This window comes from Pseudomonas sp. LAIL14HWK12:I10, from assembly GCF_900184205.1.
GTDB lineage: Bacteria > Pseudomonadota > Gammaproteobacteria > Pseudomonadales > Pseudomonadaceae > Aquipseudomonas > Aquipseudomonas kermanshahensis.
In genome coordinates this window covers 33,147-54,058 of sequence record NZ_FXWU01000020.1, presented here as the reverse complement: position 1 = coordinate 54,058, position 20,912 = coordinate 33,147, and the positions used below count along the sequence as shown (strand labels likewise).

Genomic DNA, 20,912 nt, shown 5'->3' with positions numbered 1-20,912 from the left:
GGCTAATACATCTCTACCCGGCATACGGGCCTCTTCGCAGCGCAAGGCTGCTCCTACACAGAAGCGCGCGAAAATACCGGTGCAGAGTACGGGGATGTCTTGTTCAGAGCAGCGCGCTACGCATGCGGACATGACCCTCTCGACCATTTGCCGCACAATGCCACCCTGCCCCAATTCGGTGCCCGATCCATGAGCCTGCTGAAAACGGCGCTGCACGAAAAAACCTTCGTCTGCGTCATGGAGTTCGTCCCCAAGCCGTCGTCGGAACGCTTCGCCGCCATGCAAGCGATCATGGCCCGAGGGCACCTGTGTGGCTGGCCGATGACGGTAGCCATTGGTGATCGCGTTGGCAGCCCGCTGGACATGTCGCCACTCGACGCCCTGGCCAGCTTCAGCTCGCCCGTGCCGGCTTTGCCGCACTTCTCTGGCAAGGACCGCGAACGCCACCACTTGCTTGCGCAACTGCAACGCATGGATGCCGATGGGCTGGACCAGTTACTGCTGCTCACCGGCGACCGCCTGCCCGGCCATCAACCTGGGCAGCGCCCGGTGCGCTACCTGGAATCGGTGGCCGCCCTGCAGATCGCGCGCCAAGCCTGCCCGCACTGGCTGCTGGGTGCCGCGCTCAACCCGTTCAAGTACTGCGAGGATGAAGGTGGGGCGCAGTACTTCAAAGCCGAGAAAAAACTCGCCGCAGGGGCCGATTTCCTGACCCTGCAACTGGGCTTCGATGCCAGCAAGCATCAGGAAGCCCAGGCGTGGATGAACCGTCAGCCCAACCCTAAACCTTTGCTGGCGTGCCTCATGAGCATTACCCACGGGCGCGCCGCCATGCTCGATCACGTGGCCGGGGTGACGGTCAGCCCGTCCATGCGCGACATGCTCGAAGCCGAGGCCGCCGTGTCCAAGGCGTACGCACAGGCGCGCAGCGTCGACCGCCTGGCCCTGCAGGTCATCGGTGTGAAGTTGATGGGCTACGCCGGTGTGCACCTGTCGGGCATTCACGAACTCAAGCAGTTGCTGGCTCTGGAAAAACGCCTCGAATATTGGCAAGCGCAGCTCCATTCGCTGGAGCAATGGGCGCCCGCCTGGGCTGCCAGCTGGCAGGTACCCGGCCTGCCCGCCGTGGCCTTCCACCCCCCAGCAGCGAGCTGGCGCCAGGGCGAGTCGAAAGTCAGCGCGTCGAGCACAGAAAAAGCGCGCTACCACCTGCTGCACGCCTTCCATGCCCTGCTGTTCAGCCGCAACAACTTGCTGAGCAAGGCATTCGGCTGGGCCGTTCGCCAACCGCTGTGGGCCTCGGCCTCGGGCGCCCGCGTGCTGCACGGGGTGGAACGTGCGGTGAAACGCCCGTTGCTGGGCTGCGACACCTGCGGCCGCTGCCGCCTCGAAGACACCCTCTACATCTGCCCGGAAACCTGCCCCAAAGGTTTGGCCAACGGCCCCTGCGGCGGCACCTCGCTGAACCGCTGCGAATTCGGCGACCGCGAGTGCATCCACAGCGTCAAATACCGCACCGCCAAGGCCGTGCGGCAGACAGCCGTGCTGACTGAGCGCCTGATCCCGTGCATCGAGGTGCAAACCCGCCACCGCAGTTCATGGCCGGCCTGGTTCGCGGCTCAGGCACCTCAGCGGCTCAAGGCTTGCTCAAAGCCTCGAACCCAGCCCGAATCGTAGCCTCGGGCAGTTCGTCGGCAATGAACACCATCACGCTTTCGCGTGCCTCGCCTGCTGCCCACTCGGCATCCCAGTCGAAGCCGTACAGTTTCAGCACGCCCTGAAACACCAGGCGACGGTCTTCGCCGGCAATGTTCAGCACGCCCTTGTAACGCAGCAACTGCTTGCCATGGGTTTCCAGCAGTTCGTTCATGAAGTCGCTGAGCCGGTCGATGTCCAGCGGGGTGTCGGTGCGCAGCACCAGGGTGGAGATGCGGTCCGGGGTGGCCGGTTTGAGCACCGGGCGCAGGGTGGGTTTAAGGCTGGCGCCCAAGTCGGTATTGAGGTTGAAACCGCGCACATCGAGCAGCTCGGCCAAATCGATGCGCCCGTGCTCGACCACACGCACAGCGGCACGGCCGTTGATGCGCGACAGCCGCTCACGCAGGGCCTCCACCGCTGCAGGCTCGACCAAGTCAGTCTTGCTCAGCAACAGCCGGTCGGCAAAACCCACCTGGGCCTGGGCGATGGCCTGGGTCAGGTGCAGCTCGGCATGGGCGGCATCGACCAAGGTGATGATGCCGTCGAGGATGTAGCGGTCACGCAGGTCCTCGTCGATGAAAAAGGTCTGCGCCACCGGTGCCGGGTCGGCAAGGCCGGTGCACTCTATCACCAGGCGGTCGAAGGCGATCTCGCCAGCGTCCAGGCGTTCCAGCAGCAGGTACAAGGCACGGGTCAGGTCGCCATGAATGCTGCAACACACGCAGCCGTTGGCCAGGGTCATGACTTGCACCGGCTCGTCACCCAGCAATTGGCTGTCGATGCCGGCCTCGCTGAACTCGTTTTCGATCACGGCGATCTTCAGGCCGTGCTCGGCCTTGAGCATGTGCTTGAGCAAGGTGGTCTTGCCGGCACCCAGAAAGCCGGTCAGTACAGTGACGGGGATAGGCGTTTGCACGCGATGTACTCCTGAAGCTGAAAATGACTGTGGGAGCCCGGTTGCCCGGGCTCCCACAGGTTCACAGGTGTTGCAGGCTCAACAGCACTTGGGCCCGGACTTGCCACCGTAGCGCGCTTCCTGGCGTTCGCGGAAGAACGCCTCGTAGCTCATCACCGGTTTGTCCGGGTGCTTGTTCTGCATGTGTTCGACATAGTTGTCGTAGTCGGGCATGCCGACCATCAGGCGGGCTGCCTGCCCCAGGTACTTACCCAGTCGACCCAGGTCGTTGAACATAGCTGCAGTCCTCTCGTTTACGCGTCAGGCAGCGCCTGGAACGGGGTTTCCTTGTCGGTGCGTTCCTTGCGGCCGAGGGCGGCGTAGCCGACCTTGATGGCGAAGAACAGGATGCTGAAGACCACCAGCAGGAACAGAATCGTCAGGCCCGCGTTGGTGTAGGCGTTGAAGATCACGTGCTGCATCTGGCCGATGTCCTTGGCCGGGGCCAGTACTTGGCCAGCGTCCAGGGCGGTGCTGTACTTCTTGGCCAGGGCCAGGAAGCCCACGGCCGGGTTCGGGTCGAACAGCTTGATCAGGCCCGCAGCGGTGGTGCAAATCAGTAGCCACACAGCCGGCAGCAGGGTCACCCAGATGTAGCGCTGGCGCTTCATCTTGATCAGCACCACGGTACCCAGCATCAAGGCGATACCGGCCAGCATCTGGTTGGAGATGCCGAACAGCGGCCACAAGGTGTTGATGCCACCCAGCGGGTCGATCACGCCTTGGTACAGCAAGTAGCCCCAGAGAGCCACGCAACCGGCGGTGGCGAGCAGGTTGGCGCCCCACGATTCGGTGCGTTTCAGGGCCGGTACGAAGCTGCCCAGCAGGTCTTGCAGCATGAAGCGGCCGGCACGGGTACCGGCGTCCACGGCGGTCAGGATGAACAACGCTTCGAACAGGATCGCGAAGTGGTACCAGAAGGCCATGGTGTTTTCACCCGGCAGCACCTGGTGAAGGATCTGTGCGATACCCACCGCCAAGGTTGGCGCACCACCGGCACGGGCCAGGATGGTGTGCTCGCCGATGTCGCGGGCGACCGCTTCGAGCTGCTCAGGGGTGATCAGGAAGCCCCAACTGCTGACCGTCTGCGCCACCGACGCCACGTCGGCACCGACCACGGCGGCCGGGCTGTTCATGGCGAAGTAAACGCCCGGTTCGATCACCGAAGCGGCGACCATGGCCATGATGGCGACGAACGATTCCATCAGCATGCCGCCGTAGCCGATGTAACGGGCGTTGGTTTCGTTGTCCAGCAGCTTGGGCGTGGTGCCCGAAGAGATCAGCGCATGGAAGCCCGATACCGCACCACACGCAATGGTGATGAACAGGAACGGGAACAGGGTGCCCTTCCAGACCGGGCCGGTACCGTCGGTGAACTGGGTCAGGGCCGGCATTTTCAGCTCAGGCGCGATGATCAGGATACCGATGGCCAGGCCCACGATGGTGCCGATCTTGAGGAAGGTCGACAGGTAGTCACGCGGTGCCAGTACCAGCCAAACCGGCAGTACGGCAGCGACGAAGCCATAACCCACCAGCATCCAGGTGATCTGCACGCCGGTGAAGGTGAACGCCGGGCCCCAGACCGGGTCTGCAGCGATCACGCCGCCGAGCCAGATCGACGCCAGCAGCAGCACCACGCCGACCACCGAGATCTCGCCAATGCGGCCCGGACGGATGTAGCGCATGTAGATGCCCATGAACATCGCGATCGGGATGGTCGCCATCACCGTGAACATGCCCCATGGGCTCTCGGCCAGGGCCTTGACCACGATCAGCGCCAGCACGGCGAGGATGATGATCATGATCAGGAAGCAGCCGAACAAGGCGATGGTGCCCGGGATGCGGCCCATTTCCTCACGCACCATGTCGCCCAGCGAGCGGCCATTGCGGCGGGTCGACATGAACAGGACCATGAAGTCCTGCACCGCACCAGCCAGCACCACACCGGCGATCAGCCAGAGTGTGCCGGGCAGGTAGCCCATCTGCGCGGCGAGTACCGGGCCGACCAGCGGGCCGGCGCCCGCGATGGCGGCGAAGTGGTGGCCGAACAGGATGTGTTTGTTGGTCGGGACGTAGTCCAGGCCATCGTTGTTGAGCACCGCCGGCGTGGCGCGGCGAGGGTCGAGTTGCATCACCTTGGTGGCGATGAACAGGCTGTAGTAGCGATAGGCGACCAAGTAGATGGCCACTGCCGCGACCACGATCCACAAGGCGTTGATCGCCTCACCGCGACGCAGGGCAACCACACCCAGCGCGCAGGCCCCTATGACTGCCAGCGCCAGCCACGGAATATGGCGTAGCAGGCTATTATTGTTGTTCATGGTTTGCTTCCAGCTGGTGGATTGGAAAGACCGCCTATCGAGTCTAGGGCGAGTCATCGCGCATTGCCACACTTGCTTTGGTCTAGAGCCTCTGCGGCCAGATTGCGGTACCTGATGTACCTACCATACTCACTATAGTCAGGTTGTCACCCGGAGAGTCCGCCCATGAGCGATCACGACGAACGCCGCCGTTTTCAACGCATCGAGTTCGATGCAACGACCGAATTGCGCCAAGGCCTGCAGCGCTGGCCGACGAAGTTGCTGGACGTTTCACTCAAAGGCCTGCTGGTGGAACGGCCGGCGAACTGGGAAGCGGACTTGACGCAGGACTTCGAGGCAATTATCCACCTCGACCCTTCCACCCGGGTAGAGATGCAAGTGGAACTGCGCCACGAAGAACCCACCCGCCTGGGCTTTGTTTGCCTCTACATCGACATCGATTCAATGACCCATTTGCACCGTCTTGTGGAATTGAACGTGGCCGACAGCACCGAAATGATGCGTGAGCTGCGTGAACTCATCGAATAATGGGATCTTTTAGCTAGCTAACATCCTCCCCACCCCGTGTTTCCTGTCTACCCAGACAGCTTTAAGCCTGGGTAGCAGTGCTTTGTACACACCCCTCTAGTACAGCCTCTGTCGGCTTGGTACGCGTTCTGCATTGGGCTCTAGCACACCTTGCGAGCCTGCATGTTCGCGCTCCGATCAAAATATTGTATACAATTGTTGTGGCAATCATTTGTAGGAAGTGTCTACAGTAGCGGCACAACAATAAACGCAGAGAGCCTGCTCCATGACTACGTCCCCTAGCACGTCTCCCGCCAAGCGCCCCGAGGATGAAAACCTCGGCCTTGGGGCCAACTTGGCCTATGGTCTGCAGCATGTGTTGACCATGTATGGAGGGATTGTCGCGGTACCCCTGATTCTGGGGCAGGCCGCAGGCCTGAACGGTGCCGAGATCGGCATGCTGATCGCCGCCTCGTTGTTTGCCGGTGGCCTGGCCACCTTGCTGCAGACGCTGGGCCTGCCGTTCTTCGGCTGTCAGCTGCCGCTGGTGCAGGGCGTGTCGTTCGCTGGCGTGGCAACCATGGGCGCGATCCTCAGCAGCGAGGGCGGCGGTGGCCTGCCAGGTGTGCTGGGCGCGGTCATGGCGGCCTCGTTCATCGGCTTCCTGATTACCCCCGTGTTTTCGCGCATCACCAAGTTCTTCCCGCCGCTGGTGACCGGCATCGTCATCACCACCATCGGCCTGACCCTGATGCCAGTGGCCGCACGCTGGGTGATGGGCGGCAACAGCGCCTCGCCGGAGTTCGGCAGCATGGCCAACATCGGCCTGGCGGCGCTGACCTTCGCCATCGTCTTGCTGCTGAGCAAGCTGGGCAGCGCGACCATCTCCCGTCTGTCGATTCTGCTGGCCATGGTGGTAGGCACCTTGATCGCCTGGGCGCTGGGCATGACCGATTTCAGCAAGGTCACCCAAGGCCCGATGTTCGCCTTCCCCACGCCGTTCCACTTCGGCATGCCGGAATTCCACATCGCCGCGATCCTGTCGATGTGCATCGTGATCATGGTGACCCTGGTGGAAACCTCGGCCGACATCCTCGCAGTGGGCGACATCATTGAAACCAAGGTCGACTCCAAGCGCCTGGGCAATGGCCTGCGTGCCGACATGGCGTCGAGCATCCTGGCGCCGATCTTCGGCTCGTTCACCCAAAGTGCCTTCGCCCAGAACGTCGGCCTGGTGGCCGTGACCGGGGTCAAGAGCCGTTATGTGGTGGCCACCGGTGGCGTGATTCTGGTGGTGCTCGGCCTGCTGCCGATCATGGGCCGGGTGATTGCCGCGGTACCCACCCCGGTACTGGGTGGCGCGGGCATCGTGCTGTTCGGCACCGTGGCGGCCAGCGGCATCCGGACCCTGTCCAAGGTCAGCTACAAGAACAACGTCAACCTGATCATCGTCGCCGCGTCGCTGGGCTTCGGCATGATCCCGATTGCCGCACCGACCTTCTACCACCACTTCCCGAACTGGTTCGAGACCATCTTCCACTCCGGCATCAGCTCGGCGGCGATCATGGCCATCCTGCTGAACCTGATCTTCAACCACTTCACAGCCGGTAATTCGGACCAGCAGTCGGTGTTCGCTGCGGCCTACGAGCGCACCATCCAGTATTCGGACATCTCCGCACTGCGCGATGGCGACTACTTCAAGGAGGGCAAGCTGTTCGATGCCGAGGGTAATGAAGTGCCGATGATGGAACTGGACGAGCATGGCAACGAGGCGCCCAGGCGCAGTGCGGTTGCCGAGCATTGACCGCTGATTGAGCGGTTACGCGGGGGAGCCGATGCGCATCGTCGGCTCCCTTTTTTTGTTTGCCTGTGCCGGCCTCTTCGCGGGTAAACCCGCTCCCACAGGTACTCCACTAATCTCAAGCGCAGTGGAGTACCTGTGGGAGCGGGTTTACCCGCGAAGAGGCCGGTGCAGGATTACTCGAACAGGGCGTCCAAGGCCTGCTCCAGCCGGGTCACGGCAATCACCTGCAACCCCGCAGGCGGCTCCTTCGGCGCATTGCCCTTGGGCACGATGGCCCGCTTGAAGCCGTGCTTGGCCGCCTCTTTCAACCGCTCCTGGCCGCTGGGCACCGGCCGCACCTCACCCGACAGGCCAATTTCGCCAAACACCAGCAGCCCATGGGCCAACGGCCGGTTGCGCAAGCTGGACATCACCGCAGCCAGCAACGCCAGGTCAGACGCGGTTTCGAGTACCTTCACCCCGCCCACCACGTTAAGGAACACGTCCTGGTCGTGGGTGGGAATGCCGCCATGGCGGTGCAGCACCGCCAGCAACATGGCCAACCGGTTCTGATCCAGGCCCAGGGTCACCCGGCGCGGGTTGGCCAGGTGGCTGTCATCGACCAGCGCCTGCACCTCGACCAACATCGGCCGCGTGCCCTCCCAGGTAGCCATCACCACACTGCCCGGCACTTCTTCCTGGGTGCGGTTGAGGAAGATCGCCGACGGGTTCGAGACCTCCTTGAGGCCGCGGTCGGTCATGCCGAACACGCCCAGTTCGTTGACCGCGCCAAAACGGTTCTTCACCGCCCGCAGAAGCCGCAGGCGGCCATCGGACTCACCTTCGAAATACAGCACCGTATCGACCATGTGCTCGAGCACGCGAGGCCCGGCCAGCGAGCCTTCCTTGGTGACGTGGCCAACCAGGAAAATCGCCGTGCCGCTCTGCTTGGCGTAGCGCACCAGCAATGCCGTGCTCTCGCGCACCTGGGCCACGCCGCCGGGCGCCGATTGCAGTTGTTCGGTGAAAATGGTCTGGATCGAGTCGATGACCATGACCCGGGGTTTTTCCACCCGGGCCGTGGCGATGATGGTCTCGATGCAGGTTTCGGTCATCACCTTGAGCTGGTCCTGGGGCAGGCCCAGGCGGCGCGAGCGCATGGCCACCTGCTGTTGCGACTCTTCGCCGGTGACGTACAGCGCGGGCATCTGCACCGCGATGTTGCACAACGTCTGCAGCAGGATGGTCGACTTGCCGATGCCTGGGTCACCCCCGATCAGCACCACCGAGCCGTCGACCAAGCCGCCGCCCAGTACGCGGTCCAGTTCGGTGCTGCTGGTGGTAAACCGCGGGATTTCTTCCACACTGACTTCGGCCAGTGTCTTGATCTGCGCCTGCTGCCCGGTCCAGCCGGCACGGCCGCTGCTGGGCGCGGCCGCGCCGCCGCTTTCGATCATGGTTTCGACCAGGGTGTTCCAGGCCCCGCATTCACCGCACTGGCCGGCCCATTTGGGAAAGGTCGCGCCGCACTCGGTGCAGCCATACAAGCGCTTGGCCTTGGCCATGGGCGGAATCTCCTGGAAAAACCGCCATGATAGCCGAGCGAGACGTGTCTCGAACGCTTCGAGATGCGACAAAACTATTCGTTCTAACCACAGTCATTAGGGCTGTACATAACGCATGAAGCGTTTAAGTGGCTTACACTGCGTTTACCTCACCATTTGTTACAAAGGAATCGAACATGGGTATGATCAGTGAGTTCAAGGCCTTCGCGGTCAAAGGCAATGTCGTCGACATGGCGGTCGGTATCATCATCGGCGCGGCCTTCGGCAAGATCGTCTCGTCCTTCGTGGGTGACGTGGTCATGCCGCCACTGGGGCTGTTGATTGGTGGCGTGGACTTCAGTGACCTGGCGATTACCTTGAAAGCTGCAGAAGGTGACATTCCGGCGGTGGTGCTGGCCTACGGCAAGTTCATCCAGACCGTGATCGACTTCGTGATCGTTGCGTTTGCCATCTTCATGGGTGTGAAGGCGATCAACCGCCTGAAGCGCGAAGAAGCCGTGGCACCGAGCGCACCGCCCGTGCCAAGCGCTGAAGAAACGCTGCTGACCGAGATTCGTGACCTGCTCAAGACGCAGAACCAGAATCGCTTGCCCTGAAACGTACTGGGGCCGCATTGCGGCCCCGTACGTTACCAGTAGTTTTCCACCGCCACCTGCCCCGGCCGCTTGCTCAGGCTCAACTGCAGGTCACGCGCCTTGAGCACCTTTCGGGTTTCATCGATCATCTCCGGGTTACCGCAGAGCATGATGCGCGAATGCTCAGGCGACAGTTCCAGCCCCGCCGCCTTCTCCAGCTCGCCATTCTCGATCAGCGTGGTAATACGCGCATTCAACGCACCGGGGTGCTGCTCACGCGTGACCACCGGAATGAACTGCAACTTGCCGGCAAACTCGGCCAGGTAATCACGTTGCTCCAACCCGGCGATGTCGTCCACGTAGGCCAGCTCCTTCGCCTCGCGTACCGAGTACACCAGCTTGATGCTGTCGAAACGCTCCCAGGCCTCGAAGTCCTGCAGGATGGACATGAACGGTGCGATGCCGGTGCCGGTGGCCAGCAGCCACAGGTCGCGGCCGCCGATGAAGCGATCGAGGGTCAGAAAACCAAAGGCCTGCCGGTCGATCAGCAAGCTGTCACCTGCGCCCAACCGGCTCAGTTCGCTGGTGAACTCCCCCCCGGGCACCACGATCGAGAAGAAGTCGAGGAACTCGTCATGGGGCGCGCTGACCATGGAGTAGGCGCGCCAGACTACACTGCCATCGGCCTTGGTCACGCCAAGGCGAGCGAACTGGCCCGCACGGAAGCGAAAACCCGAATCGCGCGTGACCCGCAGGCTGAAGAGGTTCGGCGTCAATGGCTGAACATCGAGCAGTGTCTGGCGGGTGAACTTTTCGGCGCTGGCGGTCATATCGGGCTCCAAGGTTGACGTGCGCACAGTGTCGCGCAAAGCGGCCTGGATAAAAACCACCGGTTTGTAAGGCCTCACCACACCGATGCTGCCATGTTGCAGATAAACCTGATTGCTATAACAAAAAATCCCAACGCCACACTAGGTCTTTTCCTACAATGATGCGGGTATGCAAACGGATTGGATCCTGTTGCCCCTTCGGAGTGTTATGGATGCATCACTGGAAGCCTGAGCATCTTCATTATTTTGTCAGCGAGCGATCCCCACGGAAGCTGTTCGACATCGCTGTGCACCTGGTTCAGGACCTGGGGATGCAACACCTCGGGCTGAACATCCGCATCCAGATTGCCACCCAGACGCCCCGGGTGTACCTCTACAGCAACTACCCCACCGAGTGGATCGAGCGCTATCAGCGCGATGAGTTCTACATGCAGGACCCTGCCGCACGCGTAAGCCATTGCCAAACCATGCCCGTACTCTGGACCGACGAGCTGTACCGTGAAGCCCCGCACTTTCGCGAAGTAGCCTGCGAACATGGCCTGCGTCATGGCTGGACGCAGTCGCTGCACGACTTGCAACACAACGAGAGCCAGGTGAGCGTCGCCAGGCCGGCGGGCAGAATAGCTATCAACGAACTCTATGAAAAAGGCGGCAGCGTGCAGTGGCTGTGCCACACCCTGCACGCCGTGCTGTGCGAGCACCACCTGGACGCCCTCTGCCCACCCCAGCCGAAAATGAGCGAGCGGGAACTGGAAGTGCTGAAATGGTCGGCCGCCGGCAAGACTGCCGCCGACGTCGCCTGCATCCTGTCACTGTCGCAAAGCACGGTGAATTTCCACATCCGCAGCGTGATCACCAAGACCAACGCCGCCAACAAGGCCGGCGCCATCGCCATTGCCGCCCTGCGTGGGTGGATCTGACAGCCATTTCTGCGACCATCGGCAAAGCCCTGTAGAATTGCGCGGCAAAGCCCGTGGCGATCCGCAACGGGCAGATTCGTACCCGAGCCAGACGCCATGCCCTTGTTGACCACCCCCTACGCCGAACTCGACCTGATCCGCCAGCCGGACCAGGCCAACGACCCGCTGCAGGCCTTCGATGCCGCCGACGAGTACCTGCTCGCGCAACTGCATGAGCAGGCGCCTGACGCGAACTGCCGGGTACTGGTGCTCAATGACAGCTTTGGTGCCTTGGCTGCCAGCTTGGCCGGGCAACTTGCGGTGGTCAGCAGCGGCGACTCGCACCTGGCGCACCTGGCCCTGGAAAAAAACCTCGCCCGTAACGGCAAGCCGTTCGACAGCGTGCCGTTCGTGCCGGCCAGTGAGCCGTGGCAGGGCCCGTTCGACCGAGTACTGGTGCGTGTGCCCAAGACCCTGGCCTTGCTCGAAGAGCAACTCATCCGCCTGCAGGGCCACCTGGCGCCCGGCGCGCAGGTGATCGCCGGGGCGATGATCAAGCACTTGCCACGCGCGGCGGGTGACCTGATGGAAAAGTACATCGGCCCGGTACAGGCCTCGCTGGCGCAAAAAAAGGCCCGCCTGCTGACGGCCACCGTTGCCGAGCGCCCAACTGCGCGCTCGCCCTACCCTAGCCGCTATCAGCTCGAATCGCCGGCGCTGGAACTGGTCAACCACGCCAATGTGTTCTGCCGCGATGGCCTGGATATCGGCACCCGTGCGTTTCTCCCGCACCTGCCGCGCAACCTGGGCGCTGCCCGTGTCGCGGACCTGGGCTGCGGCAACGGCGTGTTGGCGATTGCCAGCGCCCTGGACAACCCTGAGGCCCATTACACGCTGGTCGACGAATCGTACATGGCGGTGCAATCGGCACGCGAAAACTGGCAGGCAGCGCTGGGCGAGCGCCCGGCACTGATGCTGGCGGCCGATGGCTTGGCGGGGGTGGAAAAACAATCGCTGGACGTGGTGCTGTGCAACCCGCCGTTCCACCAGCAGCAAGTGGTCGGCGACTTCCTGGCCTGGCGCATGTTCCAGCAGGCCCGCGAGGCATTGGTGGTGGGGGGTGCGCTGTACATCGTCGGTAACCGCCACCTGGGTTACCACAGCAAGCTGGCGCGGCTGTTCCGCGGGGTTGTACAAGTGGCAGCGACGCCGAAGTTCGTGATTCTCAAAGCCCGCAAGTAACAATCTGCGACTGCCTAAATCCAGGCATGCGCAACCCAGGTAGGAGCACCCTTGTGCTGCGAAGAGGCAGGTGACAGCAGCGAAAATCTACGTGCTGCCACTGGCCTCTTCGCAGCACAAGGCTGCTCCAAGGAAGGGCTAAACCCTTTTGATCAATGGGTGGTGAGGCCAGCTGCCCCCATGAACAGGCGCATCACATAGGCCGCTACACCCAGGGCCGCCACACTCATTGCCCAGATCAGCACCAGCCAACCCAGGCGCTGCCACAGTGGCTTCTTCTCTTCCAAGCCATGCTTGCCGGTCATCATGCGCGCCTCCTAGTGATAGCCGTCTTCATGGGTCACCTTGCCGCGGAACACGTAGTAGCTCCAGAAGGTGTACCCCAGGATGAACGGCAGGATGAACAACGTACCCACCAGCATGAACCCTTGGCTCTGCGGCGGCGCCGCGGCATCCCAGATCGAGATCGACGGCGGGATGATGTTCGGCCATACGCTGATGCCCAGGCCGCTGTAACCGAGGAAGATCAGCACCAAGGTCAGCAGGAACGGCGTGTAGTTGGCATTGCGCGCGACCGCCTTGAGCAACCCGTAGAAGGTCACCAGCACCAGAATCGGCACCGGCATGAACCAGATCAGGTTAGGCATGCTGAACCAGCGGTCGGCGATTTGCGGGTAGGCGATCGGCGTCCACAGGCTGACGATACCGATTACCACCAGCAGCACCAGCGCCAGCGGCTTGGCCAGATCATGCATCTGCAGTTGCAGCGGCCCTTCGGTCTTCATGATCAGCCACGTGCAGCCCAGCAGGGTGTAGGCGACGATCAGGCCCAACCCGCTGAACACACTGAACGGGGTCAGCCAGTCGAGGGTGCCACCGGCATAGTGGCGGTCAACCACCTTGAAGCCCTCGATGAACGCGCCCAGCGCAACGCCCTGGAAGAAGGTCGCGATCAACGAACCCCAAATGAACGCCTTGTCCCAGATGTGCCGCTTGTCATCCTTGGCCTTGAAACGGAACTCGAAGGCCACGCCGCGGAAGATCAAGCCGATCAGCATGAGGATCAGCGGCAGGTACAAGGCTTCGAGCACCACCGAATAGGCCATCGGGAAGGCCCCGAACAGCCCGGCGCCGCCCAGCACCAGCCAGGTCTCGTTGCCGTCCCACACGGGGGCGACGGTGTTCATCATCACATCACGGTCACGCTCGCCCTTGACGAAGGGGAAGAGCATGCCGATGCCCAGGTCGAAACCATCCATCACCACGTACATCATGACGCCGAAGATGATGATCACGGCCCAGATCAGCGGAAGGTCGATACCCATGGCTCAGTTCCCCTTGCTCAGGATGACGGTGTTGGCCTCATGGCCATCATCGGCGGCGGACAGCGGCCGCGCCGGCGTGCGTTTCTGGCCTGGGCCACCTGGGTTGGGTTCATCCCCCTCGCCCGTCTTCGGCCCTTTGCGCACCAGGCGCATCATGTAGCCAAGGCCGGTGCCGAACAGGGCGAAGTACACCACCACGAACGCCACCAGGGTAAAGCCGAGCTGAACGTAGCTGTGGTTGGAGACCCCTTCAGAGGTGCGCATCAGGCCATACACCACCCACGGCTGGCGGCCGATTTCGGTGGTGAACCAGCCGGCCAGGATGGCGATCAGGCCGGAAGGCCCCATCCACAGGGTCAGGTACAGGAACGGCCTGGAGCTGTAGAGCGTGCCGCGCTTGCGCAGCCACAGGCTCCACAGGCCCACGAAGATCATCAGGAAGCCAAGCCCGACCATGACCCGGAACGACCAGAACACGATGGTCGAGTTGGGCCGGTCCGCTGCCGGGAATTCCTTCATCGCGGGCACTTGCTTGTCCAGGCTGTGGGTCAGGATCAGGCTGCCGAGGGCCGGGATCTCGACCTTGAAGCGCGTGGTCTCGGCTTTCATGTCAGGGATGCCGAACAGGATCAACGGGGTCGGTTCGCCCGGCACGTTCTCCCAATGGCCCTCGATGGCGGCAATTTTGACCGGCTGGTGCTTGAGCGTGTTGAGCCCGTGGAAGTCACCGATCACCGCTTGGATCGGCGCAACGATCAGCGCCATCCACATGGCCATCGACAGCATCTTGCGCACGGCCGGGTTGTCACGCCCGCGCAGCAAGTGCCAGGCCGCCGAGGCGCCGACGAAGAAGGCAGTGGCGACGAACGCGGCCGTGGCCATGTGCATCAACCGGTAGGGGAACGAGGGGTTGAAGATCACCGCCAGCCAGTCCACCGGCACCACGCGGCCATCAATGATCTCGTGGCCTTGCGGGGTCTGCATCCAGCTGTTGGAGGCCAGGATCCAGAAGGTCGAGACCAGCGTGCCGAGCGCCACCATGACTGTGGCGAAGAAGTGCAGGCCGCGGCCGACACGGTTCCAGCCAAACAGCATGACGCCCAGGAAGCCTGCCTCGAGGAAGAACGCCGTCAGCACCTCATAAGTGAGCAAGGGGCCAGTGACGGCGCCGGCGAAATCGGAGAAGCGGCTCCAGTTGGTGCCGAACTGATAGGCCATGACCAGGCCAGAAACCACGCCCATGCCGAAGTTGACGGCGAAGATTTTCGACCAGAAGTGGTAGAGGTCACGGTAGACCTGGTTGTGGGTCCGCAGCCAAAGGCCTTCGAGGACCGCCAGATAGCTCGCCAAGCCAATGGTGATGGCCGGGAACAGGATGTGAAAGGACACGGTAAATGCAAACTGGATTCGGGCGAGATCTAGGGCCTCTAAACCGAACATAGTGCTTCCTCTTCAGATAATCCGGCGTTCGGGCTTGTGGCCCTGGCGCCTACTGCCCCCACGGTATCGAGTGCGGCGAGTTGGAATTGTTCTGTGCAATCGCAGGGATTCCGGCCCAAAGGCCACATCGTCGGCTGATCGTTGCATTTACAACGATTGATCCAGGTCAACGACTGACTGGAAGCATAGTCCTGAATGGCCAGGCGGGCCGTGTGGTTGATTGCCGCGTGACCCGTTGCCCCACCCTCTTTCATAAACCGTGAAAAAGTGCCGATTACGGCAAACAGTAACTGCTTGTTACAAACAGATGATAATCTGCCGCCCCCTCTACTGCGCCGAGGCCACAGGTTTCCGATGTCCGATTCCGCACCGCAGTTGTTGCGTCATCATCGCCCCTTCATCGCCTTCTGGCTGGCCCGTGTGTTCACCGCCAGCGGCTTCCAGATGCTCACCGTGGCCATCGGTTGGCACCTCTACCAGCTCACCGGCAATGTGCTCGACCTGGGCCTGGTCGGCCTGGTCGAATTCGCCCCGCGCGTGCTGTTCATGCTGCACACCGGGCATGTTGCCGACCGCTATGACCGGCGCAAGGTCGCCGCCCTGTGCCAGAGCCTGCAGGGGTTGATTGCCCTGGCGCTGGCGGTGGGCAGCGCCACCGACAACGTCAGCCGCGAGCTGATTTTCGCCCTGGCCTTCCTGCTGGGCGCGACACGTTCGTTCGAGATGCCGGCCACCCAAGCCCTGCTGCCCAACGTCGTGCCGCCGGGGTTGTTCCCCCGGGCAGTGGCAGCCTCGGCCTCGGCGACCCAGGCCGCCACCATCGTCGCCCCGGCGGTGGGCGGCTTGCTGTATGCCTTTGGCAGCATCTGGGTGTACGGGCCGACCGTAGGGCTGTACGCCATCGCCTGCGTGCTGACCTTGAGCCTGGACGCGCGCCAGCAAGTGGCCCAACGCGGCCGTGCCAGCCTGGAGTCGCTATTGGCCGGTATTCGCTTTATCCGCAGCCGGCCAGACATCCTCGGGGCCATTTCGCTCGACCTGTTCGCCGTGCTGCTGGGCGGCGCGACCGCGCTGTTGCCGGTGTTCGCCAAGGACATCCTGCTCACCGGCCCCTGGGGCCTGGGCCTGCTGCGCTCGGCACCGGCGGTGGGCGCGTTGCTGATGTCGCTGTGGCTGGCGCGCTTCCCGTTCGAGCGCAAGGTCGGGCGCACCATGTTCACAGCGGTGGGCGTATTTGGCGTGGCGACCATCGCGTTTGGCCTGTCGACGTCGTTCTGGTTCTCGCTGGCGGTGCTGGTGGTGCTGGGTGCGGCGGACATGATCAGCATGGTCATTCGCAGTTCGTTCGTGCAGCTGGAGACGCCAGATGAAATGCGCGGGCGGGTGAGTGCCGTCAACGGCTTGTTCATCGGTGCCTCGAACCAGCTCGGCGAGTTCGAATCGGGGGTCACGGCGCACTGGTTTGGCACAGTGCCGGCGGTGGTGCTCGGTGGCGTGGGCACGCTGGTGGTGACCGGGGTGTGGATAAAACTGTTCCCAACGTTGGCCAAACGCGATCGGTTGCACAGCGGCTGATCACCGGCCCAGGCCCTGCGCGTAGCCTTGTAGGAGCAGCCTTGTGCTGCGAAGAGGCCCTTACTGCCATAAAGAATCGTCTGTCAGACCGGCCTCTTCGCAGCACAAGGCTGCTCCTACACGGTTTTCAGCACAGGCGTTGAGGGTGGCGTGGGTTTGCAAAAATCCCATTCCCCAATGGCCATAGGCCCCCGCCATGCATGCTGGTATGATGCGCGGCTTTTTTCCGCCCCAGATAAAACCACGGCAACCGGTACGGTCTGTGCTTTGCTGATGGGGTCGATACAAATCACGGCGCCGGGGGCGCCTTGGGGAGCGGGCATGCTGGAAAGGCTGTTTCAACTAAAAGCACACAACACCAATGTGCGCACCGAGATTCTTGCGGGCGTCACCACCTTCCTGGCCATGGCCTACATCCTGTTCGTCAACCCGAGCATCCTCGGCGAGACCGGCATGGACAAAGGTGCGATCTTCGTCGCCACCTGCCTGGCCGCGGCCATCGGCTCGACGACCATGGGCCTGATCGCCAACTACCCGATCGCCCTGGCGCCGGGCATGGGCCTGAACGCCTTCTTCACCTACACCGTGGTCCTGCACATGGGCCACACCTGGCAGGTCGCGCTGGGCGCGGTGTTCCTGTCGGCGGTGATGTTCTTCCTGCTGTCGATCTTCCGCATTCGCGAATGGATCGTGAACAGCATCCCACTGCCGCTGCGCTCGGCCATTGCTGCCGGTATCGGCTTGTTCCTGGCACTGATTGCCCTGCATAACGCCGGCATCGTCGTCGATAACCCGGCCACCCTGGTAGGCCTGGGCGACCTCAAGCAGCCGGCGCCGATCCTCGCCACCCTGGGCTTCTTCCTGATCGTCGGCCTCGAATCGCTGAAGGTTCGCGGCGCGGTGCTGATCGGCATTCTGGCCGTGACCATCGCCGCGATCGCGATGGGCGTGACGCCGTTCGCCGGCGTCGTGTCCATGCCGCCATCGCTGGCACCGACCTTCCTCCAGCTGGACATCGCCGGTGCCTTGGATGTGGGCCTGGTCAGCGTCATCTTCGCCTTCCTGTTCGTCGACCTGTTCGACAACTCCGGCACCCTGATCGGCGTGGCCAAACGCGCCGGCCTGATGGGCAAGGACGGCCACATGCCGAAGATGGGCCGCGCCCTGATCGCCGACAGCACCGCCGCCATGGCCGGCTCGCTGCTGGGCACCTCGACCACCACCAGCTACATCGAATCGGCTGCCGGCGTGAGCGCGGGCGGGCGCACCGGCCTGACCGCCATCGTGGTGGCCGTGCTGTTCCTGCTGGCGCTGTTCTTCGCACCGCTGGCCGGTAGCGTACCGGCCTTCGCCACGGCGCCAGCGCTGCTGTTCGTCGCCGTGCTGATGGCCTCGGGCCTGGCAGAAATAAACTGGGACGACGTCACCGAAGCCGCACCTGTGGTGGTAACCGCCCTGGCCATGCCGCTGACCTACTCGATCGCTAACGGCATCGCCTTCGGCTTCATTTCCTGGACCGCCGTCAAGCTGATCTCCGGTCGCCACCGCGACCTGAACCCGGCCCTGGTAATCCTTTCCATCCTGTTCGTCATCAAGCTGGGCTGGTTCAACGCATGAGTGCTGCTTTCGACCCCTCCTCCTACGCCACCCAGCTGGACGCCAAGGTTGCCCGGCTGCGCGAGCTGCTGGCGCCATTCGGCGCGCCAGAACCGGCTGTTTTCGATTCGCCGCGCGAGCACTATCGCCTGCGCGCCGAGTTCCGCCTGTGGCGCGAGGACGGCCAGCGCCACTACGCGATGTTCGCCCCGGGCGAGAAGCACAAGGCGATCCTGATCGACGACTTCCCCATCGCCAGCGAGCGCATCAACGACTTGATGCCGCGCCTGAAGGCGGCCTGGCAGGCCAGCGAGGCACTGAGCAATCGCCTGTTCCAGGTGGAGTTCCTCACCACACTGGCCGGCGATGCGATGGTCACGATGTGCTACCACCGCCCGCTGGACGAGGCCTGGGAAGTGGCCGCACGGCAGCTGGCCGACGAACTGGGGGTAAGCCTGATCGGCCGGTCCAAGGGCAAGCGCCTGGTGATTGGCCGTGATTACGCGGTAGAGAAACTGGACGTGGCGGGCCGTGTGTTCAGCTATCGCCAGCCGGAAGGCGCGTTCACCCAGCCTAACGGCGCGGTGAACCAGAAGATGCTGAGCTGGGCGTTCGACGCCATGGGCGAGCGCGAGGATGACCTGCTGGAGCTGTATTGCGGCAACGGCAACTTCACCCTGCCACTGGCCACCCGTGCGCGCCAAGTGCTGGCCACCGAGATCAGCAAGACCTCGGTCAATGCTGCGCTGAGCAACCTTGATGAGAACGGTGTGGATAACGTGCGCTTGGTGCGGCTGTCGGCTGAAGAGCTGACCCAGGCGCTGAATGACGTGCGCCCGTTCCGTCGGTTGGAAGGGATCGACCTGAAAAGTTACGCGTTCGGTACCGTGTTCGTCGACCCGCCGCGTGCGGGGATGGACCCGGATACCTGCGAGCTGACCCGGCGCTTCGAGCGGATTTTGTACATCTCGTGCAATCCGGAAACGCTGGCGGCGAACATCGAGCAGTTGCAGGACACACACCGCATCGAGCGTTGTGCGTTGTTTGACCAGTTCCCGTATACCCATCACATGGAAAGTGGGGTTTTGCTGGTTCGGCGTTGATTGTTAGACATTGGGGCTGCTTTGCAGCCCATCGCAGGTAAGCCAGCTCCTACAGGTACAGCGTCAACCTCTTGACTGGCGCTGTACCTGTAGGAGCTGGCTTGCCTGCGATGGGCCGCGAAGCGGCCCCCAATAACTCAGAAGTCGAAGAACACCGTCTCCCCTTCCCCCTGAATACGGATATCGAAACGGTACGCCGTTTTCCCATCCACTTCGCAACGCTTGGCAATCAACGTCTCACGGCGCTGCGGCTGCTCGATCAGGTTCAGCACCGGGCACTTGGCGTTGGCTTCGGCTTCATCATCAAAATACAAGCGCGTGTGCAGGTGGATGTTGATGCCACGGGCAAACAGGCTGATGTTGATGTGCGGCGCCATCGGCACGCCGGCCGCGTTCTTCACCACACCCGGCTTCACCGTTTGCACGGTCCACTCACCGGCATCGAAAGTGGTAGCGGTGCGGCCGAAGCTGTTGAAGGCGTTTTCCAGGTTGTATGCATCCTGGTACTGGCCGGCGGCATCGGCCTGCCACAGCTCCAGGAACGAATCGCGCACCAAGTGCCCGTTACCGTCATAGACCTGGCCGATCAACAGGATGTGTTCACCCGGCGCCTCTGGCTTGGCCAGGCGGTTCCAGATTTCCTGGTTGCGGGTCGGGTTGCCGGCCGCTTCCAGGGCCAGGCCGATATGCACGTAGGGGCCGGCAGTCTGCGAAGGGGTTTCCGGCAGCAGTTCGATTGGCATGGCGGGGTCCTCAGCAGTTTTCGAAGTGGGTCTTGCGCTGGCCGCGCAGCACGATGTCAAAGCGGTATGCCAGGCAGTCCATCGGGTTGGCGTTGCTCATGTCGAGCTTGGCGATCAACTGCTGCACGGCTTCTGGGTTGGCGATCGACTTGACGATCGGGCACATCGGGATCAGCGGGTCACCCTCGAAGTACAGCTGGGTGATCAGCTTGGTCGCAATCGATGGGCCGCTGATGCCGAAGTGGATGTGCGCCGGGCGCCAGTCGTTCGGGCCGTTGCGCCATGGGTAGGGGCCCGGCTTGATGGTGCGGAAGCTGTAGTAGCCGTCGCGGTCGGTCAGGCAACGGCCGACGCCACCGAAGTTAGGGTCCAGCGGTGCCAGGTAGCGGTCGTTCTTGTGGCGGTAGCGGCCACCAGCGTTGGCCTGCCACATTTCCACCAGGGTATTGGGCACAGGCTTGCCGTATTGGTCGACCACGCGGCCGGCAACGATGATGCGCTCACCAATCGGCAGGCCACCGTTGTTGAAGTTCAGCAGCAGGTCATGGTCGTGGGCGCCGAAACCCAGGTGGGTGAAGTCCGGGCCGGTGGTTTCGCTGATCGACTGCGGGATGCTGACCAATGCCTGGCGCGGCGAGCGGGCAATGGAGGTCTTGTAGTCGGGGGTCAGGGCTTTAGGGTGCCAGTTGCGATCACGGATCACGAAGCGGCTGGTGTCCTGGGCGGGCATGCCGTTTTCCTCTCTTGGAATTATC

The 20,912-nt window shown here is 62.9% G+C and carries 19 protein-coding genes; 9 read left to right on the top strand and 10 right to left on the bottom strand.

The window, feature by feature from the left end; genetic code table 11:
- Positions 1-189 precede the first annotated feature (189 nt).
- Positions 190-1,677: a methylenetetrahydrofolate reductase C-terminal domain-containing protein gene (locus tag QOS90_RS26640; protein WP_085273934.1), complete on the top strand. Its 1,488-nt coding sequence runs from the start codon at positions 190-192 to the stop codon at positions 1,675-1,677.
- Here the strand turns inward: QOS90_RS26640 and yjiA are convergent.
- From yjiA to QOS90_RS26625, 3 genes are all read right to left on the bottom strand, one after another.
- Positions 1,637-2,614 (bottom strand): GTPase, encoded by a 978-nt coding sequence (yjiA, locus tag QOS90_RS26635; RefSeq protein ID WP_027595235.1) that lies wholly within the window; start codon positions 2,612-2,614, stop codon positions 1,637-1,639. The two genes, QOS90_RS26640 and yjiA, sit on opposite strands and share 41 nt — an antisense overlap.
- Before the next feature lie 78 nt (positions 2,615-2,692).
- Complete coding sequence (locus QOS90_RS26630; protein WP_027595234.1) at positions 2,693-2,890, bottom strand: YbdD/YjiX family protein; 198 nt, start codon at positions 2,888-2,890, stop codon at positions 2,693-2,695.
- Between the two features lie 17 nt (positions 2,891-2,907).
- Positions 2,908-4,974, bottom strand: a complete 2,067-nt coding sequence (locus tag QOS90_RS26625) for a carbon starvation CstA family protein (protein ID WP_012274172.1) — start codon at positions 4,972-4,974, stop codon at positions 2,908-2,910.
- A 165-nt stretch (positions 4,975-5,139) separates the two neighbouring features.
- Between QOS90_RS26625 and QOS90_RS26620 the strand changes: the two genes are divergently transcribed.
- Both QOS90_RS26620 and QOS90_RS26615 read left to right on the top strand, forming a co-directional pair.
- Complete coding sequence (locus QOS90_RS26620) at positions 5,140-5,502, top strand: PilZ domain-containing protein (protein ID WP_027595233.1); 363 nt, start codon at positions 5,140-5,142, stop codon at positions 5,500-5,502.
- Positions 5,503-5,767: 265 nt separating this feature from the next.
- Positions 5,768-7,285: a nucleobase:cation symporter-2 family protein gene (locus QOS90_RS26615; protein WP_033694267.1), complete on the top strand. Its 1,518-nt coding sequence runs from the start codon at positions 5,768-5,770 to the stop codon at positions 7,283-7,285.
- A gap of 173 nt (positions 7,286-7,458) precedes the next feature.
- Here QOS90_RS26615 and radA read toward each other — a convergent pair whose 3' ends face one another.
- Entirely contained in the window at positions 7,459-8,829 is a 1,371-nt protein-coding gene (radA, locus tag QOS90_RS26610; protein ID WP_027595231.1) for a DNA repair protein RadA, read from the bottom strand.
- 176 nt (positions 8,830-9,005) lie between these two features.
- Between radA and mscL the strand changes: the two genes are divergently transcribed.
- A complete protein-coding gene (mscL, locus tag QOS90_RS26605; protein WP_027595230.1) occupies positions 9,006-9,425 on the top strand; it encodes a large-conductance mechanosensitive channel protein MscL in 420 nt (139 codons plus the stop codon).
- A 32-nt stretch (positions 9,426-9,457) separates the two neighbouring features.
- On the opposite strand, the gene QOS90_RS26600 is transcribed toward mscL, so the two are convergent.
- Positions 9,458-10,234 carry a ferredoxin--NADP reductase gene (locus tag QOS90_RS26600; protein ID WP_085273933.1) on the bottom strand — a complete coding sequence of 259 codons (777 nt, stop codon included), beginning with the start codon at positions 10,232-10,234 and terminating at the stop codon, positions 9,458-9,460.
- A 212-nt stretch (positions 10,235-10,446) separates the two neighbouring features.
- Between QOS90_RS26600 and QOS90_RS26595 the strand changes: the two genes are divergently transcribed.
- On the top strand, positions 10,447-11,154 hold the full coding sequence (locus QOS90_RS26595; RefSeq protein WP_085273932.1) for an autoinducer binding domain-containing protein: 708 nt from the start codon (positions 10,447-10,449) through the stop codon (positions 11,152-11,154).
- A 96-nt stretch (positions 11,155-11,250) separates the two neighbouring features.
- A complete protein-coding gene (locus QOS90_RS26590) occupies positions 11,251-12,375 on the top strand; it encodes a methyltransferase (protein ID WP_085273931.1) in 1,125 nt (374 codons plus the stop codon).
- 152 nt (positions 12,376-12,527) lie between these two features.
- Here QOS90_RS26590 and QOS90_RS26585 read toward each other — a convergent pair whose 3' ends face one another.
- The 3 genes from QOS90_RS26585 to QOS90_RS26575 are packed head-to-tail and all read right to left on the bottom strand — an operon-like array spanning position 12,528 to position 15,140.
- Entirely contained in the window at positions 12,528-12,683 is a 156-nt protein-coding gene (locus QOS90_RS26585) for a DUF2474 domain-containing protein (RefSeq protein ID WP_081717522.1), read from the bottom strand.
- Between the two features lie 9 nt (positions 12,684-12,692).
- Positions 12,693-13,700 (bottom strand): cytochrome d ubiquinol oxidase subunit II, encoded by a 1,008-nt coding sequence (gene cydB / locus QOS90_RS26580; protein WP_027595434.1) that lies wholly within the window; start codon positions 13,698-13,700, stop codon positions 12,693-12,695.
- Positions 13,701-13,703: 3 nt separating this feature from the next.
- Positions 13,704-15,140: a cytochrome ubiquinol oxidase subunit I gene (locus tag QOS90_RS26575; protein ID WP_085273930.1), complete on the bottom strand. Its 1,437-nt coding sequence runs from the start codon at positions 15,138-15,140 to the stop codon at positions 13,704-13,706.
- A gap of 354 nt (positions 15,141-15,494) precedes the next feature.
- Between QOS90_RS26575 and QOS90_RS26570 the strand changes: the two genes are divergently transcribed.
- The 3 genes from QOS90_RS26570 to trmA all read left to right on the top strand — a co-directional run bounded on the left by QOS90_RS26570 (position 15,495) and on the right by trmA (position 19,414).
- Positions 15,495-16,715, top strand: coding sequence for an MFS transporter (locus QOS90_RS26570; RefSeq protein WP_027595436.1), 1,221 nt, complete (start codon positions 15,495-15,497; stop codon positions 16,713-16,715).
- 321 nt (positions 16,716-17,036) lie between these two features.
- A complete protein-coding gene (locus tag QOS90_RS26565; RefSeq protein WP_085273929.1) occupies positions 17,037-18,332 on the top strand; it encodes an NCS2 family permease in 1,296 nt (431 codons plus the stop codon).
- Entirely contained in the window at positions 18,329-19,414 is a 1,086-nt protein-coding gene (gene trmA, locus QOS90_RS26560; protein WP_027595438.1) for a tRNA (uridine(54)-C5)-methyltransferase TrmA, read from the top strand. The genes QOS90_RS26565 and trmA overlap by 4 nt, the downstream gene beginning before the upstream one ends.
- A 137-nt stretch (positions 19,415-19,551) precedes the next feature.
- Here the strand turns inward: trmA and pcaG are convergent, their stop codons facing one another.
- Complete coding sequence (gene pcaG, locus QOS90_RS26555; RefSeq protein ID WP_027595439.1) at positions 19,552-20,157, bottom strand: protocatechuate 3,4-dioxygenase subunit alpha; 606 nt, start codon at positions 20,155-20,157, stop codon at positions 19,552-19,554.
- 10 nt (positions 20,158-20,167) lie between these two features.
- The gene (pcaH, locus tag QOS90_RS26550) at positions 20,168-20,887 is read right to left on the bottom strand and encodes a protocatechuate 3,4-dioxygenase subunit beta (RefSeq protein ID WP_027595440.1); all 720 of its coding nucleotides are present in this window, start codon (positions 20,885-20,887) and stop codon (positions 20,168-20,170) included.
- Between the last annotated feature and the right edge of the window lie 25 nt (positions 20,888-20,912).

What these genes read in the sequence shown, in the direction of transcription:
- QOS90_RS26640 (WP_085273934.1), top strand. Translation starts at nt 190, where the DNA reads ATGAGCCTGCTGAAAACGGCGCTGCACGAAAAAACCTTCGTCTGCGTC.
- QOS90_RS26630 (WP_027595234.1), bottom strand. Translation starts at nt 2,890, where the DNA reads ATGTTCAACGACCTGGGTCGACTGGGTAAGTACCTGGGGCAGGCAGCC.
- QOS90_RS26625 (WP_012274172.1), bottom strand. Translation starts at nt 4,974, where the DNA reads ATGAACAACAATAATAGCCTGCTACGCCATATTCCGTGGCTGGCGCTG.
- QOS90_RS26620 (WP_027595233.1), top strand. Translation starts at nt 5,140, where the DNA reads ATGAGCGATCACGACGAACGCCGCCGTTTTCAACGCATCGAGTTCGAT.
- QOS90_RS26615 (WP_033694267.1), top strand. Translation starts at nt 5,768, where the DNA reads ATGACTACGTCCCCTAGCACGTCTCCCGCCAAGCGCCCCGAGGATGAA.
- radA (WP_027595231.1), bottom strand. Translation starts at nt 8,829, where the DNA reads ATGGCCAAGGCCAAGCGCTTGTATGGCTGCACCGAGTGCGGCGCGACC.
- mscL (WP_027595230.1), top strand. Translation starts at nt 9,006, where the DNA reads ATGGGTATGATCAGTGAGTTCAAGGCCTTCGCGGTCAAAGGCAATGTC.
- QOS90_RS26600 (WP_085273933.1), bottom strand. Translation starts at nt 10,234, where the DNA reads ATGACCGCCAGCGCCGAAAAGTTCACCCGCCAGACACTGCTCGATGTT.
- QOS90_RS26595 (WP_085273932.1), top strand. Translation starts at nt 10,447, where the DNA reads ATGCATCACTGGAAGCCTGAGCATCTTCATTATTTTGTCAGCGAGCGA.
- QOS90_RS26590 (WP_085273931.1), top strand. Translation starts at nt 11,251, where the DNA reads ATGCCCTTGTTGACCACCCCCTACGCCGAACTCGACCTGATCCGCCAG.
- QOS90_RS26585 (WP_081717522.1), bottom strand. Translation starts at nt 12,683, where the DNA reads ATGATGACCGGCAAGCATGGCTTGGAAGAGAAGAAGCCACTGTGGCAG.
- cydB (WP_027595434.1), bottom strand. Translation starts at nt 13,700, where the DNA reads ATGGGTATCGACCTTCCGCTGATCTGGGCCGTGATCATCATCTTCGGC.
- QOS90_RS26575 (WP_085273930.1), bottom strand. Translation starts at nt 15,140, where the DNA reads ATGTTCGGTTTAGAGGCCCTAGATCTCGCCCGAATCCAGTTTGCATTT.
- QOS90_RS26570 (WP_027595436.1), top strand. Translation starts at nt 15,495, where the DNA reads ATGTCCGATTCCGCACCGCAGTTGTTGCGTCATCATCGCCCCTTCATC.
- QOS90_RS26565 (WP_085273929.1), top strand. Translation starts at nt 17,037, where the DNA reads ATGCTGGAAAGGCTGTTTCAACTAAAAGCACACAACACCAATGTGCGC.
- trmA (WP_027595438.1), top strand. Translation starts at nt 18,329, where the DNA reads ATGAGTGCTGCTTTCGACCCCTCCTCCTACGCCACCCAGCTGGACGCC.
- pcaG (WP_027595439.1), bottom strand. Translation starts at nt 20,157, where the DNA reads ATGCCAATCGAACTGCTGCCGGAAACCCCTTCGCAGACTGCCGGCCCC.
- pcaH (WP_027595440.1), bottom strand. Translation starts at nt 20,887, where the DNA reads ATGCCCGCCCAGGACACCAGCCGCTTCGTGATCCGTGATCGCAACTGG.